Source organism: Asanoa sp. WMMD1127, from assembly GCF_029626225.1.
GTDB lineage: Bacteria > Actinomycetota > Actinomycetes > Mycobacteriales > Micromonosporaceae > Asanoa.
Window position 1 is genome coordinate 3,286,331 of the sequence record NZ_JARUBP010000001.1, and the last position, 16,976, is coordinate 3,303,306.

General features: G+C 72.6%; 15 protein-coding genes. 11 read left to right on the forward strand and 4 right to left on the reverse strand.

The genetic code is table 11. The features are described 5' to 3' along the window. Window positions 1-16 precede the first annotated feature (16 nt). The 6 genes from O7635_RS15690 (at window position 17) to O7635_RS15715 (ending at window position 7,161) form a co-directional block, all read left to right on the forward strand. Window positions 17-1,243: an MFS transporter gene (locus O7635_RS15690; RefSeq protein WP_278081165.1), complete on the forward strand. Its 1,227-nt coding sequence runs from the start codon at window positions 17-19 to the stop codon at window positions 1,241-1,243. 30 nt (window positions 1,244-1,273) lie between these two features. Beyond that, window positions 1,274-2,122: an SPFH domain-containing protein gene (locus O7635_RS15695; protein WP_278081166.1), complete on the forward strand. Its 849-nt coding sequence runs from the start codon at window positions 1,274-1,276 to the stop codon at window positions 2,120-2,122. A 2-nt stretch (window positions 2,123-2,124) separates the two neighbouring features. Further along, a complete protein-coding gene (locus tag O7635_RS15700; protein WP_278081167.1) occupies window positions 2,125-2,319 on the forward strand; it encodes a hypothetical protein in 195 nt (64 codons plus the stop codon). A gap of 42 nt (window positions 2,320-2,361) precedes the next feature. After that, complete coding sequence (gene thrB / locus O7635_RS15705) at window positions 2,362-3,312, forward strand: homoserine kinase (RefSeq protein ID WP_278081168.1); 951 nt, start codon at window positions 2,362-2,364, stop codon at window positions 3,310-3,312. A 239-nt stretch (window positions 3,313-3,551) separates the two neighbouring features. Beyond that, window positions 3,552-5,603 carry a transcription termination factor Rho gene (gene rho, locus O7635_RS15710; protein WP_278081169.1) on the forward strand — a complete coding sequence of 684 codons (2,052 nt, stop codon included), beginning with the start codon at window positions 3,552-3,554 and terminating at the stop codon, window positions 5,601-5,603. A gap of 241 nt (window positions 5,604-5,844) precedes the next feature. Continuing rightward, the gene (locus tag O7635_RS15715) at window positions 5,845-7,161 is read left to right on the forward strand and encodes a nitric oxide synthase oxygenase (RefSeq protein ID WP_278081170.1); all 1,317 of its coding nucleotides are present in this window, start codon (window positions 5,845-5,847) and stop codon (window positions 7,159-7,161) included. A 1,515-nt stretch (window positions 7,162-8,676) separates the two neighbouring features. On the opposite strand, the gene O7635_RS15720 is transcribed toward O7635_RS15715, so the two are convergent. Continuing rightward, complete coding sequence (locus tag O7635_RS15720; protein WP_278081171.1) at window positions 8,677-9,585, reverse strand: AAA family ATPase; 909 nt, start codon at window positions 9,583-9,585, stop codon at window positions 8,677-8,679. Between the two features lie 153 nt (window positions 9,586-9,738). On the opposite strand from O7635_RS15720, the gene rpmE reads away from it, so the two are divergent. Both rpmE and prfA read left to right on the forward strand, forming a co-directional pair. Next, window positions 9,739-9,960 (forward strand): 50S ribosomal protein L31, encoded by a 222-nt coding sequence (rpmE, locus tag O7635_RS15725; protein WP_278085489.1) that lies wholly within the window; start codon window positions 9,739-9,741, stop codon window positions 9,958-9,960. Window positions 9,961-10,044: 84 nt separating this feature from the next. Next, window positions 10,045-11,133 (forward strand): peptide chain release factor 1, encoded by a 1,089-nt coding sequence (prfA, locus tag O7635_RS15730; RefSeq protein WP_278081172.1) that lies wholly within the window; start codon window positions 10,045-10,047, stop codon window positions 11,131-11,133. Here prfA and O7635_RS15735 read toward each other — a convergent pair. Both O7635_RS15735 and O7635_RS15740 read right to left on the reverse strand, forming a co-directional pair. Beyond that, window positions 11,119-11,625, reverse strand: coding sequence for an endonuclease V (locus O7635_RS15735; RefSeq protein WP_278081173.1), 507 nt, complete (start codon window positions 11,623-11,625; stop codon window positions 11,119-11,121). The two genes, prfA and O7635_RS15735, sit on opposite strands and share 15 nt — an antisense overlap. Continuing rightward, complete coding sequence (locus O7635_RS15740; RefSeq protein ID WP_278081174.1) at window positions 11,622-12,320, reverse strand: Clp protease N-terminal domain-containing protein; 699 nt, start codon at window positions 12,318-12,320, stop codon at window positions 11,622-11,624. The genes O7635_RS15735 and O7635_RS15740 overlap by 4 nt, the downstream gene beginning before the upstream one ends. A gap of 95 nt (window positions 12,321-12,415) precedes the next feature. On the opposite strand from O7635_RS15740, the gene O7635_RS15745 reads away from it, so the two are divergent. After that, the gene (locus tag O7635_RS15745; protein WP_278081175.1) at window positions 12,416-13,930 is read left to right on the forward strand and encodes a DUF11 domain-containing protein; all 1,515 of its coding nucleotides are present in this window, start codon (window positions 12,416-12,418) and stop codon (window positions 13,928-13,930) included. On the opposite strand, the gene O7635_RS15750 is transcribed toward O7635_RS15745, so the two are convergent. Next, complete coding sequence (locus tag O7635_RS15750) at window positions 13,827-15,368, reverse strand: GGDEF domain-containing protein (RefSeq protein ID WP_278081176.1); 1,542 nt, start codon at window positions 15,366-15,368, stop codon at window positions 13,827-13,829. The genes O7635_RS15745 and O7635_RS15750 overlap by 104 nt on opposite strands. 106 nt (window positions 15,369-15,474) lie before the next feature. Between O7635_RS15750 and prmC the strand changes: the two genes are divergently transcribed. Beyond that, window positions 15,475-16,335, forward strand: coding sequence for a peptide chain release factor N(5)-glutamine methyltransferase (prmC, locus tag O7635_RS15755; RefSeq protein ID WP_278081177.1), 861 nt, complete (start codon window positions 15,475-15,477; stop codon window positions 16,333-16,335). Beyond that, window positions 16,335-16,976 carry an L-threonylcarbamoyladenylate synthase gene (locus O7635_RS15760; protein WP_278085490.1) on the forward strand — a complete coding sequence of 214 codons (642 nt, stop codon included), beginning with the start codon at window positions 16,335-16,337 and terminating at the stop codon, window positions 16,974-16,976. The genes prmC and O7635_RS15760 overlap by 1 nt, the downstream gene beginning before the upstream one ends.

The following is a 16,976-nucleotide window of genomic DNA, read 5'->3' on the forward strand; positions in this document are numbered from 1 at the left end:
GGGGTAACTTCCTTGAGTGCCCCCGCTCCTTTCCCTTCTGGCCCGCCAGCCCGACTTCCGTCGGCTGTTCGTCGCCGAGCTCGTGGTCTTCGGCTCCGACTGGTTCGTCATGGTGCCGTTGCTGGTGCTGCTGCCGGAGCTGACCGGCAGCGGCACCTGGGGCGCGTTCGTGCTGGCCGCCGACACCGGCGTGACCGCCCTGGTGCTGCCGTACGCCGGGACCATCGCCGACCGGCTCGACCGCCGCAAGGTGATGATCGGGTCCAACCTGGCCTGCCTCGGCGTGCTGCTGCTCCTGCTGTTCGTGCGCACCCCCGGCACCGCCTGGTTGGCCATCGCGGTGGTCGGCGGGATGGCGGTGGCCAAGGGCTTCTACTCGCCGGCTGCTTCCGCGGCACTGCCCAATGTGGTCCCCGCCGACCAGTTGGGCCTCGCGACCACGCTGGGTGGTTCGGCCTGGGGCACGATGGCAGTGCTCGGCGCGTCGCTGGGCGGCATCCTGTCCGCGGTGCTCAGCCCGTACGCCTGCTTCTGGATCGCCGCCGCCGCGCTGGCCGGCGCGGCGCTGCTGGCCGGGCGGATCCGCGGGCCGCTGCAGGCGCCGCGGGACGCGGGGGAGCCGGTGACCCGCGCGTTCACGGCGATCGGCGAGGCGCTGCGCTACATCGCCGGGCGACCGACCGTGCGGGCCCTGGTCACGGTGAAGTCGGCGGTCGGCCTGGGCAACGGGGTGCTGACCGTCTTCCCGCTGCTGGCCGCGGTCTACGGCGCCGGGCCGATCGGGGCGGGGCTGCTGTTCGCGCTGCGCGGGCTCGGCGCGCTGGTCGGCCCGTTCGCGCTGCGGCCGGTGCTGACCCGGCGCGCGCTGTTGCTGCCGGGGCTGGCGTTGTCGATGTCGACCTACGGGCTCGCGTACCTCGGTGTCGCCGTTCTGACCTGGTTCCCGCTCGTGCTCCTGCTGGTCTTCCTGGCCCACTTCGCGGCCGGCAGCAACTGGACGATGTCCAACTACGCGCTGCAGACCGAGGTGCCGGACCGGCTGCGCGGCCGGGTCTTCGCCACCGACCTGATGCTGGCGACGCTGGCGATCTCGATCAGCCAACTCGGCGTGGCCGCCGTCGTGGACACCCTCGACGAGCGGGTCATCCTGGCCGGCTGCGGCGCGGTCACCCTGCTGTACGCGGTCGGCTGGTGGCTGGCGACCCGGCGGCTGTCGCTGACGAGCGCTCCTGCGGTATCGTAGTGATATCACTCTGATACTGGGAGGGTATCGATGGAGAAGCGCGCCTTCCGGCTACCCGGTTTCGCCGCCCTGCTCTTGCTCCTCGTGCTGGCCGCCGTCGCGGTGGTCGTCATCGTCGTGGCGCCCGGGCCGGCCACCATCACCGTGACCAGCGTCCTCGGCTTCGTCGTGCTCGTCGGCGCGACCGGGTTCATCGTGGTCAACCCCAACGACGCCCAGGTCGTGCAGTTCTTCGGGCGCTACGTCGGCTCGATCCGCGACGCCGGCTTCCACTGGACCTGGCCGCTGACCGACCGGCGCCGGATCACCCTGCGCGTGCGTAACTTCGAGACCCAGAAGCTCAAGGTCTCGGACGCCGACGGCAACCCGGTGGAGATCGGCGCCGTGGTGGTGTGGCGGGTGGTCGACTCGGCCAATGCGGCGTTCGGCGTCGACGACTACGTGCGCTACGTGGCGGTGCAGGCCGAAGCCGCGGTACGGCACATGGCCACCACCTATCCCTACGAGGCGCACGAGCCCGGTGCGACCAGCCTGCGCGACTCCACCGTGGTCAGCGAGCAGCTCACCGCCGAGCTCGCGGAGCGGTTCGCGCTGGCCGGTGTCGAGGTGCTCGAGTCGCGGGTGACGCACCTGGCCTACGCGCCGGAGATCGCGCAGGCCATGCTGGCCCGGCAGCAAGCCTCCGCCATCGTGAGCGCCCGTTACAAGATCGTCGAAGGTGCGGTCGGGATGGTCTCCACCGCGCTGGAGCGGCTCAGCGAGGAGCACGTGGTCGAGCTCGACGAGGAGCGCAAGGCGCAGATGGTGGCCAACCTGTTGGTGGTGCTCTGCGGCGACCGGGCCGTGTCGCCGGTGGTCAACGCGGGCACGCTCTACTGAGCATGGCCGAGCGCAAGAAGCTGCTGCTGCGCCTCGATCCCGCGGTCTACGACGCGCTGGCCCGTTGGGCGGCCGACGACCTGCGCAGCGTCAACGCCCAGATCGAGTACGCGCTGCGGCAGGCGCTGCGTGCGGCCGGCCGGCCGGTCCGGTCGCCGGCGGAGGCGGAGCCGGAGTTCCGCCCGCCAGATTCCTGACGCGCCGCTTTTCTGTCGGGGGTGGGTTCTAAAGTGCGGGGCATGGGAGTGACCTTCGTCGAGGGCGCTGTGCGCGTGCGGGTGCCGGCGACCAGTGCCAACCTCGGTCCTGGTTTCGACTCGCTCGGGCTGGCCCTCGGCCTGCACGACGACGTCGCCGCCTGGGTCACCGACCGCGGCTGGCACGTCGACGTGACCGGCGAGGGCGCCGGCGAGCTACCGACCGGCGCCGACCACCTGGTCGCGCGGGCGATGGCGGCGACGTTCGAGCGGCTCGGCGGCCAGCCGCCCGGCGTCGCGATCGAGTGCGTCAACCGCATCCCGCAGGCCCGGGGGCTCGGCTCGTCGTCGGCGGCGATCGTCGCCGGCGTCCAGCTCGCCCGGGCGCTGGTCCGCGACGGCACCACGCTGCTCGACGACGCGGCCGCGCTGGCGCTGGCGGCCGAGCTCGAGGGCCATCCCGACAACGTCGCGCCGTGCCTGCTGGGCGGCTTCGTCATCGCCTGGTCCGACGAGGTCACCGGCGGTTTCCGCGCGGAGCGGCTGACTCCGGCCGAGTCGATCCGGCCGACGGTCTTCATCCCCGACGACCGCGGCCTGACCGCCGAGGCCCGGGCGGCGCTGCCGGCGACGGTGCCGCACCGCGACGCCGCCTACACCGCCGGCCGCGCGGCGCTGCTGGTGCACGCCCTGACCAGCGCGCCGGAGCTGCTGTTCCCGGCCACCGCCGACAAGCTCCACCAGGGCTACCGGGCGCCCGGCATGCCCGCGACCGCGGCGCTCGTCGATGAGCTGCGTGGTCGCGGCGTGGCGGCGGTGGTCAGTGGGGCAGGACCCACCGTGCTGGCGCTGACCAGCCCACCTCGTGACCTGGAAATGGGAATACCGTGGCGTGCGGTCGAGTTGGCCATAGACGTAGCCGGCGCCAGGATTGGTTCAGGTAGACTCGGACACGCCGAGCGGGCCCCTGTTGCCGCAGGTCGGAAGAGTTGATTACGCTCTAGACCTAGCACAGCCGCGAAGCATGCGATCTGCGGGGCGGCGCATCCCCGAAGCTATCGACGGCACGTCCGTCAATTTCTTGCCTCGGCTTACGCCGCACCACATGAGCCCGCGATGAGTTGGCGTGCGAAACCCCGTGACGCGTCAAGCGAGGCGGGTGCACCGAGGCCGCCCGGCCACCTGATCTACCCAAACCCGGGCAGCCCCGGCCTATCGAGGGAAGGAATCCATTGAGCGACACCACCGGCGTGACGTCGGATGTCACCAACGTCGCTGACGACGCCACGACCACCGGCACCCGACGCCGGCGCGGCAGCGGTCTGTCCGCGATGCTCCTGCCGGAGCTGCAGAGCCTGGCCGCGTCCCTCGGCATCTCCGGCACCGCCCGGATGCGCAAGGGCGAGCTGATCACCGCTATCTCCGAGCGTCAGAACGGCGCCCCGGCCGGCGGCACGCCGCGTCCGCGGTCCGAGTCGCAGGCCTCGGCGTCCGAGAGCGCTCCGGCCCAGGCCGACACGGCGCCCGCGGGGGGCGGCGCAACGGCTCCGGCGGGTGTGGCCGCCGCGACCGCGGGGGCTCCGTCCGCCGTGGCGACCATCGAGGCGCCCGCGACCGTCGCCGCCGAGGGCGGCCAGCGGTCCCGGCGCACCCGCACGTCGGCGTCCGCCTCGGCCACCGTCGAGCCCAAGGTCGACGAGCGCGAGGAGGAGCGGTCCGACCGTGACTCCCGGGGCGACCGTGACTCGCGGGGCGACCGTGACTCCCGGGACGGCGGCCGTGACCGTGGCGACCGCGGCGACCGGGGCGACCGTCAGGAGCGTGGCGAGCGCACCGACGAGCGGTCCTCGGGCCGCAACGAGCGGGGCGACCGCGGCGAGCGCGGCGACCGTGGTGACCGCAACGAGCGCGGCCAGCGCGACGGCCGCCGGGGCGACGGCCACGGTGACGGCCGCCGCGACGGCCAGGCCGACAGCCAGCGCGACGGTCGCGACAACCGCGATCTCGATGGTGACGACGACGGCGAGGGCGGCGGTCGGCGCAGCCGGCGCAGCCGCTTCCGTGACCGCCGGCGTGGCCGGGGCGACCGGGCCGAGGGCGGCGGCGAGGGCCGTGAGGGCCGCGAGAGCCGTGACCCGCAGGTCAACGACGACGACGTGCTCGTGCCCGTCGCCGGCATCGTCGACGTGCTCGACAACTACGCGTTCGTCCGCACCACGGGCTACCTCTCCGGCCCCAACGACGTCTACGTCTCCATGTCCCAGGTCAAGAAATACGGCCTGCGGCGCGGCGACGCCGTCACCGGCGCGGTGCGCCAGGCCCGCGAGGGCGAGCAGCGGCGCGACAAGTACAACCCGCTGGTCCGGCTCGACACGGTCAACGGCATGGACCCGGAGGAGGCCAAGCGCCGCCCCGAGTTCTACAAGCTGACCCCGCTCTACCCGCAGGAGCGCCTGCGGCTGGAGACCGAGCCGCACATCCTGACGACCCGCGTGATCGACCTGATCATGCCGATCGGCAAGGGGCAGCGGGCGCTGATCGTGTCGCCTCCGAAGGCCGGCAAGACGATGATCCAGCAGGCGGTCGCCAACGCGATCACCCGCAACCACCCCGAGGTGCACCTCATGGTCGTGCTCATCGACGAGCGCCCCGAAGAGGTCACCGACATGCAGCGCTCGGTCAAGGGCGAGGTCATCTCGTCCACGTTCGACCGGCCGCCGCAGGACCACACCACGGTCGCCGAGCTCGCCATCGAGCGGGCCAAGCGGCTGGTGGAGCTCGGTCACGACGTGGTCGTGCTGCTCGACTCGATCACCCGCCTCGGCCGCGCCTACAACCTGGCGGCCCCGGCGAGCGGCCGGATCCTCTCCGGCGGCATCGACTCGACGGCGCTCTACCCGCCGAAGCGCTTCCTCGGCGCGGCCCGCAACATCGAAAACGGCGGGTCGCTGACCATCATCGCCAACGCGCTGGTGGAGACCGGTTCCATGATGGACACGGTCATCTTCGAGGAGTTCAAGGGCACGGGCAACGCCGAGCTCAAGCTGGACCGGAAGATCGCCGACAAGCGGGTGTTCCCCGCGATCGACATCCACCCGTCCAGCACGCGTAAGGAAGAGATCCTGCTCGCGCCGGAAGAGCTGGCGATCACGCACAAGCTCCGCAAGGTGCTGCACTCGCTCGAGTCCCAGGCAGCGCTCGACCTGCTGCTCGACCGACTCAAGCAGACCCGCACCAACATCGAGTTCCTACGCACGATCGCCAAGTCGACCCCGGGAGAGTGACCCCGGTCGCGACCGCGACGCTCGAGAACGGCCCTACCTTCGCAGGTAGGGCCGTTTTCATGTTTTCCCAGCCCAGGACTTGTCGCGCGCGCGGGCCACTCGATCGCACAAGCTGTCCGATCAAAGCATGACCCCAGGTGAAACTCTCCTCACACTGCGCTCCGAGGGCTGCCCCCCGACTGCGGCGGCATCACTGTGCGCGCGTGCGTCTGTTGACGACGTCATCAATCTGGGAGGCGCGATGACGACACCGGGTTACCGCGACATGCCCTCCGAGGGCTGGGATCCGGACGCTCCGGTGGACTTCGCCGAGGCCGAGGACTTCCTGCGGATGTGCTACGCCGACAACCGCAAGCTGGGGTCGGTCGAGCCGCGGCTGGCGGTGGTGCGGGCACAGATCGCCGCCACGGGCACCTACGTCCACACGCCGGACGAGCTCGCCTACGGCGCCCGGGTCGCGTGGCGCAACTCGAGCCGCTGCATCGGCCGCCTCTACTGGCGGAGCCTGGTGGTGCTCGACCGGCGCCGTGCGCGTACGCCCGAGGAGATCTTCGCCCTGGTCGTGCGCCACCTGTGCATGGCCGGCGGCACCGCGGCGGCCAACCGCGAGCCCGGCGCCATCCGCCCGGTGATCTCGATCTTCCCGCAGGCCCAGCCCGGCCGCCCGTACGCCCGGATCTGGAACGAGCAGCTCATCCGCTACGCCGGCTACCGCGACGTCAACGGCGGCGTCACCGGCGACCCACGCGCGGTCACCTTCACGGAGTCGATGCGCGACCTGGGCTGGCGCGGCAAGGGCGACGCCTTCGACGTGCTCCCGGTCGCGATCGAGACGCCCGCGCACGGGGTGCGCCTGTTCGACCTGCCGGAGCGGGCGGTGCTGGAGGTGCCGCTCGCGCATCCCGAGTTCGGCTGGTTCGCGGAGCTCGGCCTGCGCTGGCACGCGGTCCCGGCGATTTCCAATATGCGCCTGACCATCGGCGGCGTGCACTACCCGCTGGCGCCGTTCAACGGCTGGTACATGGGCACCGAGATCGGCGCCCGCAACCTCGCGGACCCGGACCGCTACAACATGGTGCCGGTGGTGGCGCGGTTGATGGGCCTGGACACCTCGAAGCCCAACACGCTGTGGCGGGACCGGGCCCTGGTCGAGCTCAACCGGGCGGTCCTGTGGTCCTTCGAGCGTGCGGGCGTCAAGATCACGGACCACCACACGGAGTCGGACCGCTTCCTGGCACACATCCGCAACGAGGCCAAGGCGGGCCGCGAGGTGCCGGCCGACTGGACGTGGATCGTGCCGCCGATGTCCGGCGGGGCGACCGGCGTGTTCCACCGCTACTACCACGAGGCCGACCAGCGGCCGAACTTCTACCTGGACGCTGACGCCCGGGCTTTGGCTCTGCATGGGCATCGGGCGCATGCGCAGCGGGCGCCGGTCTCGCCTGCCGTTGTGGCTGGGCCGCGGCCGAGCATTCCGACGCAGGCGGTGCCGCCGGCGGCGCCGTCTCGGGTGGTGCCGTCACCTACGCTGCGGCCGGCTTGTCCGGTGCGGCACTAGTTCTCTTTGGTTGCGGTCCGTGTGGGGGTGGAGTTCCTCGTCGGGCTTCGCCTTAGGGCACCAGGATCTCCGGACGGGGACAAGGTCGTTCGTCCGGTTGGGCGCTCCACCTTGTCCCCGTCCGGAGATCCTGGTTTCTGCCGGGCTGCGCCCGACGAGGAGCTCCACCCCCTGCCTCCGGGGGAGGGGTGGGGGCACGGGGTTTGTCTCGGGCCTGGGGTTGTCGCGCCTGTCGCGGTTATGACTTCGCACGATCTTTGCCGTGGCGCGGAGTGGCGGCGGCGCTGCCGGTGATCATGTGTGTTGGGTCGGGTCCGCGGTGGCGTGTCTGCATGATCGTGTGTGCGTGGTCTGGACGACACGCCGTGCAGCGCCCAGGCGGGCTGCACACGATCATGGCTAGGCGGCGCTGATTCCCGGCTGGGCTGCACTGGATCAAGCTGCCATCGCTGGATGGTCCAGGTCAGGCGCGCGGGTTCAGCGCAAATGGCTGAGCTGAACCAACAGACTGCCGTGAGGCGCCTCCGTGCCGGTGCGGAGGTCGGCGATCACGGGCGTGTCCCGCTTCGCAGGTCACCGTCTGGCCGCTCGCGACCGCCCGTGTGGGTTCTGGTCTGGGGTTATCTCGGCGCCTGGCGTAAGCGTCGAAGGCGATGTCGGGCCGCTGTGCGCCCGCGTCGATCAACTGCGGGCCTGGTTTAGCGGCGCTGCCGGTCGTGGCGTGGCGCGCGGTAGTGAGTTGGTGGTGCGAGCCGGGTCGCGGTTCGTGCCGGTCGGGGTCGTCGGCGCGGTGGTGAGTTGGTGGGGCGGGCGGGGTCCGCGGTCGTGCAGGTCGGGGCGCGGCGCGGGGTGGTGAGCTGGCGGTGCGGGTCGAGGTCGGCGGCTTGGGTCGGTCGCTGCGCTGCCGGCCGCGTGGGTTGGCGCGCGGTGGTGAGCTGGCGGCGGGCCGAGGTCCGCGGCTTGGTCGGTCGCTGCGCTGCCGGCCGCGTGGCGTGGCGCGCGGTGGTGAGCTGGCGGCGGGCCGAGGTCCGCGGCTTGTGTCGGTCGTGGGCTGGCGCGCGGTGGTGAGCTGGCGGCGGGCCGAGGTCCGCGGCTTGTGTCGGTCGTGGGCTGGCGCGCGGTGGTGAGCTGGCGGCGGGCCGAGGTCCGCGGCTTGTGTCGGTCGTGGGCTGGCGCGCGGTGGTGAGCTGGCGGCGGGCCGAGGTCCGCGGCTTGTGTCGGTCGCGGCGTAGCCAGCCGCGATGACCCGGCGCTGCGGCCAGGCTCGTGTCGGTGATCGCGCAACCGGCGCGACCACCCCCGGCCACGAGACCAACCCCTTGCCCACCCCTCTCCCCGGAGGCAGGGGGTGGAGGTCCTCGGCGGGCGTAGCCCGGCACCAATCAGGATCTCCGGATGGGGACAAGGTGGAGCGCCCCACCGGACGAACGACCTTGTCCCCATCCGGAGATCCTGATGCCCTGAGGCGAAGCCCGACGAGGACCTCCACCAGAACCACGAGCCGCAACCAGAGACTCAGAAGTCGCCCTCAGCAACCTGAAACACCGTCAGCCCAAGATCGCGCCACATCTTCACCACGTGTTGACGGTCGTCGAACACCCCGACCACCCGATACTCAGCCGCGATCTCACGCTGGAAGATGTCCCGCTTGACGACCGCGTCGCGGCGGCTGTCGCCGTACGCCCTCATGTGCAGGGTGATGTAGGGGACCGCGACGTGCTCCGCCAGCCAGGCCTCCGTGTCGGCCCGCGCGCTCTCCTCGCGCCCCGTGCAGTAGATGACCCCATAGCCCGCCGCGTGCATGGCGCGCACCGCGGCGATCACCGCGTGGTTCGGCTGGTCCTCGGTGACCCGATGCAGATCGAGATGGTGGCGATCCCCGAGCAGGGCGACCGTGCCGTCGATATCGACCAGGACCACCTCAGGGGCCGCGGGAGGCGGCGAGTAGCGGTCCAGCGGCGGCGCCTCCGCCACCGTCGGCACCGGCAGCGGCAGCGGCCGCCCGAAGAGGTAGCGGCGCCACATCGAGCGGATCGCCGCCTCGCCCACCTGCTCGTCCTTGGGGCGGGTGGCGTCGCGGCGTACGCATTCGTCGACCGGCACGTCCGTGAAGTCCTGCACCGAGAATGTGGCGCCGTGGCGGGCGGCGAGCCAGGCCCAGTCGCGTACCAGGCGTTGGCGCAGGTTGGTGTCGTCGACGCAGACGTCGATGCCGGCGCCCAGCAGGTTCTCCACCAGGGTGAACGAGGCGACCGTGACCGCCCGCTCCGCCCGGTCCGTCAGCAGGGGCTCGCCGTGCAGCATGCGGCGGAGGTCGTCGCGGTTGACGCGGACCACCCACGGTTGCAGGGACCTCGCATAGGTGGTCTTTCCGGACGCGGGCAGGCCGCGGGTGATGATCAACCGGGGCGCGCGGGGCGGCATGGGATCAATCATCGCCCACGGGAATGGGTGGTCCGGGGGCCGCGTTACACCGGGCGGACCAGTGCATGGCAGACTGGTCAATCGGCCAAGGTTCCGGTTCACGTCCGATCGGTGGACGACCCGGCGACCATCGACGAAAGGACCGAGGCGGCTATGAAGCCCGACATCCACCCGCAGTACGTGACCACCGAGGTCACCTGTTCCTGCGGCAACACCTTCACCACCCGCAGCACGGCGAAGAACGGTCAGATCCACGTCGAGACCTGCAGCGCCTGCCACCCGTTCTACACCGGTAAGCAGCGCGTTCTCGACACCGCCGGCCGCGTGGCCAAGTTCCAGCAGAAGTACGCCAAGGTTCAGGCCAAGAAGAAGTAGCTGCGCTGACGGCGCCCCTCTCGCGAGTTCGCGGGGGTGGGCGCCGTCGTCTGTTCGCAAGCGAAAGGCCCAAAGGAGCGCAGGATGAGCGTGGATCGACTCGCGGGGCTGCTCGACGAGTACGACGAGCTGGAGAAGCGGCTCGCGGACCCGGCGATCCACGCCGACCAGAACACGGCGCGCCGCGTCGGTCGCCGGTTCGCCGAGCTGGCGCCCATCCGCAAGGCCAACGACGAGCTCGAGCAGACCCGCGCCGACCTGACCGCCGCGCGCGAGCTGGCCGCCGAGGACCCGTCGTTCGCCGGTGAGGTCGAGGCGATCTCGGCCGGGCTGCCGGCGCTGGAGGAGCGGCTCGCGGAGCTGCTCATGCCGCGCGACCCGCACGACGCCAAGGACGTGATCGTCGAGATCAAGGCGGGCGAGGGCGGCGAGGAGTCGGCGCTGTTCGCCGGCGACCTGCTGCGCATGTACACCCGCTACGCCGAGCGGCACGGCTGGGTCACCGAGGTGATCGACGCGCAGGATTCGGACCTTGGCGGTGTCAAGGACGTCTCGCTCGCCGTCAAGACCAAGGGCGTGCCCGAGGGCGGCAACGGCGTCTGGTCCCGCCTCAAGTGGGAGGGCGGCGTGCACCGGGTGCAGCGCGTTCCCGTGACCGAGTCGCAGGGCCGGATCCACACCTCCGCGGCCGGCGTGCTCGTGCTGCCCGAGGCCGAGGACGTCGACGTGACGATCGATCCCGGCGACATCCGGGTCGACGTGTTCCGCTCGTCGGGCCCCGGCGGTCAGTCGGTCAACACCACGGACTCGGCGGTACGCATCACGCACCTGCCCACCGGCATCGTGGTCAGCTGCCAGAACGAGAAGAGCCAGCTCCAGAACCGCGAGCAGGCGATGCGGATCCTGCGCGCCCGGCTCCTCGCCGCCGCCCAGGAGGAGGCCGACGCGGCCGCGTCCGACGCCCGCAAGGCGCAGGTGCGTACCGTCGACCGTTCCGAGCGCATCCGCACCTACAACTTCCCGCAGAACCGGATCAGCGACCATCGGATCGGCTACACCGCGTACAACCTCGATCTGGTGTTGGCCGGTGACCTCGACGGCGTGCTGGACGCGCTGACCGAGGCCGACCGGGCCGCCCGGCTCGCGGGGGAGACCGAGCTATCCCGGCAGTGACCGGGCCAGCCGGTCGACCCGGCGCAGCGCGTCCGGGATGCGGTGCGCCCCGGCCATCGCGCTGATCATCGCGGCGGCGTCGGCCACGTCGATGCCGACCGCGGTCACCCAGAGCGGCCGCGCGCCCGCGCCGCGGACCACCGGCACGGCGTGCGTCGCCGCCCAAAACGCCGTCTTGGCGACACCCACCACCGGCTTGCCGACCTCTTCGTGTACGCGCGCGCCCAGCCCCGGCCGGCTCGCCGGATCAAGGTCGACGTAGCCGTCCACCACCAGCAGGTCGACCGGCGCCGCCGTGGCCAGGACCGCGCGGATCGCCGGCAGCTCACGTTCGAAGAAGAAACCCGGGCGGTACGCCGGAACGGTGTCGACCTCGGCCACGTGCTCCTCGGTCAGCGTGGCGAACCGTGGCTCACCGGCGACGACGAGCGCCGCCCGGGCACCGCCGGACGCCGGGTAGTGCGCGTCGACGGCGCCGTAGCGGCTGGTCACCCCTTGGCGCGGTGCTGGAAGCCGAGCAGCGCGGTCTCCACCGTCTGCTTCGTGCGGTCATAGCTGAACCCGGCCTCATGGAGCACCTGGCCCGCCGGCGTCTCCGGCATGCGCAGCAGCCCGAGCAGGATGTGCTCGGTGCCGACGTAGTTGTGGCCGAGGTCGAGCGCGCTCTGGGTCGTCTCTTCCAGCAGCTTCTTGGCGGCGGCGGAGAACGGCACGTGCTCGGTCGCGGTCTCGCCGGGAGCCGCGGGCAGGCGGGCCGTCACCGTCTCGGCCAGCGCGGCCGGGTCGGCGCCGAGCGCGCGGACCAGCTTGGCGGCCAGCGCCTCGGTCGCGCCGAGCAGGGTGACGAGAACGTGCTCGGGCTCGACCTGCCCGTCGCGGCGCTCGCGGGCCAGGGCCTGCGCGTCCTTGACGACCTGGGCCGGCCGCTCGGTGAACCGCGCGAACCGGCTCGTGCCGCGCTGCTGCGCGGCCTGCTTGGAGACGCCCATCGCGTCGCCGATCTGGCTCCACGACGCCCCGCTCTGCCGGGCCGCGCGGATGAAGTGGTCGATCAGCTGGTCACCGAGGTCGCCGAGAGCGCGGGCCCGGGAGCGGGCCTCGCCGACGCGGACCACCGGGTCGGCGTCGGGCAGGTCGCGCTCGAGCGCGATGATCAGGTCGTCGACCGAGACGTCGAGTGGCGCCATGCGTCAATTGTGGGTTGACGCGCCGCCTAGCGTCAAGCCCGACTTGACGCCCCAAACGCCGGACGCCTGTCCGTTATGTGGCTAGTGTGGCTGGTGTGAGGTGGTTTCGGCTCGCGGCCGCTTCCGTGCCGCTCGGGCTCGTGCTCGGGCTTCCTGGCATAGCGCCAGCGGCGCAGCCGACACGTCGGCCGACGGCCTCGCCCGCCCCGCGGCCGGAGGTCAAGCTGCCGCCGGGTGGGCTACCGACCACCGCGCAGCTGACCCTCACCGCCAAAGCAACCCCGACCACGGTCAAGCCCGGCCAGGACGCCACCCTCACCATCACCGCCCGCAACGCCGGTCTGCTGCCGGCCAGCGACATCAAGGTCGCTGTGCCGCTGCCGGCCGGCCTCGCCGTCACCGGCCCCGCCGGGACACAGGGCACATTCGACGGTCTGCTGTGGACCGTCGGCGCGCTCCCGGTCCGCCGGACCGCGACGCTGACGCTCAAGGTGAAAGGCACGACCGCCGCGACCGTCACGGCCGCCGCCGCCCTGGTCAGCTCGACCCCGCCCGACGGCGACAGCCGCGACGACCTGGCCACCGCCGCGATACGAGTCACCCCGCCGGCCGGCGCCCGCCGAACCCGGGCCGACCTCACGCTCACCGCCAAGGTGACCCCGACAATGGCGGGCCCGGGGGACCCGATCGACTACGCGGTCACGGTCACCAACAAGGGCCCCGACCCGGCGACCGACGTCGAGGTCGCCGATCCCGCGCTCACCGGCACCTTCCTGGCCTCGGCGGTGACGGCGGGCCAGGTGACGGGCCTGCCGGTGCGCACGGGCGAGCTCGCCACCGCCGCCCGCTGGCGCGTCGGCACGCTGGCGCCGGGCACCACCGCCACCTGGACGGTCCGGTCGCTGGCCACCGTGCCCGCCAGGAGCGACCCCGCCGTTCTGGTCACCCGCAGCGGCGCCGACGACCCGACGCCGGGTGACACCGTCGGCCGCGCGGCGCCCACCGTCCAGGCCGCCGACCTCGCGATCACGCGGGAGGTCAGCAACGAGACGCCGGTGTTCGGTCAGGAGGTCGCGATCATCCTGACCGTCCGCAACGCCGGCCCGGACCTGGCGCGGGGCGTCACCGTCACCGACCCGCCCAACAGCGGGCTGGCGTTCTCGTCCGCCTCGTTCGACGCGGGCGACTACGACCAGGAGACCGGCCGCTGGCTGATCGGCGACCTGGCCGCCGGCGGGGAGGTGACGCTCACGCTCGGCACGAGGGTTACCGCTCCCGGGCAGCTCGCCGGCCGGGCCGGCGTCGAGGGCCGCCCGGCCGACCCCAACAGCGCCGACAACGTGGCCGAGAACGTGTTGACCGCCAGCGGCGCCGCGCCCCGGCCGGGGCCGCTGTTCCGCACGGGCTTCCCACTGCCGTACACCCAGATCCGGCTCTCCACCGTGGAGGCCAGCGTGGTCGGCGGACTGATGATCGTGCTGGGGCTGCTGCTGCTCAACCTGCGGGTCAGGACGCCGCGCGCGGGCGGCGCTTGGCCCGCAGCATCTCGCGGTCGGCGATCTCGAAGGCCTGCCCGAGGGCGTCACGCAGCGCCGGTCCGGAGCCCTTGACCTCGGCGAAGCCGACGCTGACACCGACCGGCGTGCCGGGCACCAGCGCCTGCCAGTCCTCGGCGGCGACCGCGGCGCCGATCCGCCGGGCCACGTCGGCGGCCTCGGCCATGCCGGCGCCGGGCAGCACCACCACGAACTCGTCGCCGCCGTAGCGGGCCACGAAGTCGCCGCGCCGCATCACCCGGTGGATCACGCCGGCGATGCGCTGCAGCACGAGGTCGCCGGAGTGGTGGCCGTGCTCGGTGTTGACGGCCTTGAAACCGTCGAGGTCGCAGACGCCGATCACGGCCGCCTCGCCGCGGGCGACCATGGCCGCGACGTAGCGCTCGAGCTGGCGGCGGTTGGGCAGCCCGGTCAGCGGGTCGGTGAGCGCCTCGCCGGCCAGTTGCATAGCGGTGCGGCGCAGCTCCTCGCGCTCGATCTGGGCCGCGATGCCGTCGACGTAGACGGTCTGGAGCCGGTCGCTGCGCTGGGCGGCGAGCCGGAACGCCTTGCGGTCGGCGCGGTGCGCGGCGGCGTGGTCGCCGGCCCGGGCGTAGATCAGGCTGCGCAGCCGCTCCGGCTCGGCGGCACCCAGTGTCTGCGGCGAGATGGTGATCGTGCCGAGCCGGGCCAGCGCCTCGATCGGGCGGCCCTCGGCGATCGCCAGGCACACGTCACCGAGCTGGCGCAGGTCGCGGGCGCGGGCCCCGTCGCCGCCGGCGGCCAGCAGGGCGGACACGTCGTCGTCGAGGTCCTCGCCGAGGGCGCCGCGGCGGGCGGCCGCGTAGCCGTAGGCGGTGATGGTCGAAGGGCGCAGGCGCGCCCCGCCGTCGGCCTCGAGGAACCGGCACAGGTCGACGCCGATGTCGCGCAGCACCCGCAGGCAGCCGTCGGAGTCGCCGGAGTGGTCGAGCGCGACCGCGTTGCGCAGCCGGATGCCGGGCGCCGCGAACAGCTCCTCGGGCAGCCCGGTGGACGCGCCGATCTGCCGGGCCCGCTCGATCGCGCCGAGCGCGTAGCCGTGGAAGCTCAGGTAGGAGTAGGCCATCGCCAGGTCGTGCCAGCCCCAGGCGGTGTCGCCGTCCGGGTCCTGCACGCGGGCGAGGTGGCTGGCGCTCTGCACGAAGTGGGTGACGCAGCGGTCGAGGGCGCCCTGGTGGTGGGCGGCGAGCGCGGCGAGGGCGTGGGCGTGGCCGATGAGGTAGGGGTCGCCGGCCTCACGGGCACACTCCAGCGCGCGGTCGACGGCCGCGGCATATTCGGCGGTGCGGCCCAGGTTGAGCACCGCCGACAGCCGCTGGATCAGCGCGTCGGCGCGGGTGTTGGGCTCGGCGGTGGTCTCGAGGACGCGGTCGAGCACGACGCAGGCGTCGGCGGAGCGGCTCTGCATCATCAGCGCGCGCGCCTGGCGCAACGCGTCAACCTGGTCGGGGACCCGGTCGAGCCAACCCACCGAGTGACCCCCTTCTGCAACCGTCGCGTGGTCGAGCGTCAATGATTATCGCGTGACGGGCCGCCGACGACAGCCGACCGAAGGGACGACGATCCGCGTCGCACCAATGATCGCCGATGCGACGGCGAGGTTGGCGTCCGCGGGGGTCGAATCCCCACGAAACGACGCCGAGCTGCTGGCGGCTCACGTTCTCGGCGTGTCGCGCGGGCGCCTGTTGCTCGCCGACGGGTTCACCGCGGCGCAGGCCGACGCGTACCGCCGGCTGGTCGATCGCCGTCATGATCGGGAGCCTCTGCAATATCTGACGGGTACGGCGGCCTTCCGGCACCTGGAGCTCGCGGTCGGACCGGGCGCCTTCGTGCCCCGCCCGGAGACCGAGCTGCTGGCCGGCTGGGGGATCGACCTGGCCCGCACCCTCGCCGCGCCGGTGGTGGTCGACCTGTGCGCGGGACCAGGCCCGATCGCCCTGTCGGTGGCCCAGGAGGTGCCGACCGCGACGGTGTACGCCGTGGAGAAGTCACCGGCCGCCCTCGAGTGGCTGCGCCGCAACGCCGCCGACCTCGCCCCCGACGCCCGGGTGGTGGCGGGCGACGTGGCCGACCCGAGCCTGCTGGCGGAGCTGCGCGGCCGGGTGGACGTGCTGCTGAGCAACCCGCCCTACGTACCGGAGGGCACTCCTGTCCCACCGGAGGTGGACAGGTTCGATCCCGCGACCGCGGTGTTCGGCGGCCCCGACGGGCTGGCCGTGGTGCGTCCGGTGATCGAGCGGGCGGCGGCGCTGCTGCGCCCCGGTGGCGGGCTGGCCCTCGAACACGACGAGGAGCACGCGGTGGTGCTGCCGGAGCTGCTGCGAAACGACGGCCGCTTTGACCGGGTCGAGGCGCATGCGGATCTCACAGGCCGTCCTCGATTCACCACTGCCCGCCGTAGGTCGGACAGCTTGTCGTGGCAGACTGGCTCCTCGTGATGCTCTATGACTGCCGGTCGATCGCCGACCGCGACCGGGGGATCGCCGCCGCGATCGAGGCGGTCAAGTCCGGCGAGCTGGTGGTGTTCCCGACCGACACGGTCTACGGGCTGGGCGCCGACGCGTTCACCCCGCACGCGGTGGCGCAGTTGCAGACGGCCAAGGGCCGCGACCGGGGCGCCGCGCCGCCGGTCATGGTCGGCTCCCGGCACACCCTCGACGGCCTGGTCTTCTCGCTGCCGCAGTCGGCCCGCGACCTGGTCGAGGCGTTCTGGCCCGGCCCGTTGACGATCATCATCGAGCACTCGCCCACCCTCCAGTGGGACCTGGGCGAGACCGGCGGGCAGATCGCGGTGCGGATGCCGCTGCACCCGGTCGCGCTCGAGGTGCTGCGCGAGACCGGCCCGATGGCGGTGCTCTCCGCCAACAAGGGCAGCCGGCCCGCGCCGACCACCGCCGAGGAGGCCCGGGAGCAGCTCGAGTACGCGGTCCGCGTCTACCTCGAGGCCGGCCCCAGCGCCGACCCGGTGCCCAGCACGATGGTCGACGTGACCGGCGACGTGCCGCGGCTCCTGCGCGAGGGCGGCATTCCCATCGAGAAGCTGCGCGACGTGGTCCCCGGCATCGCCGTGGAGCTGTGA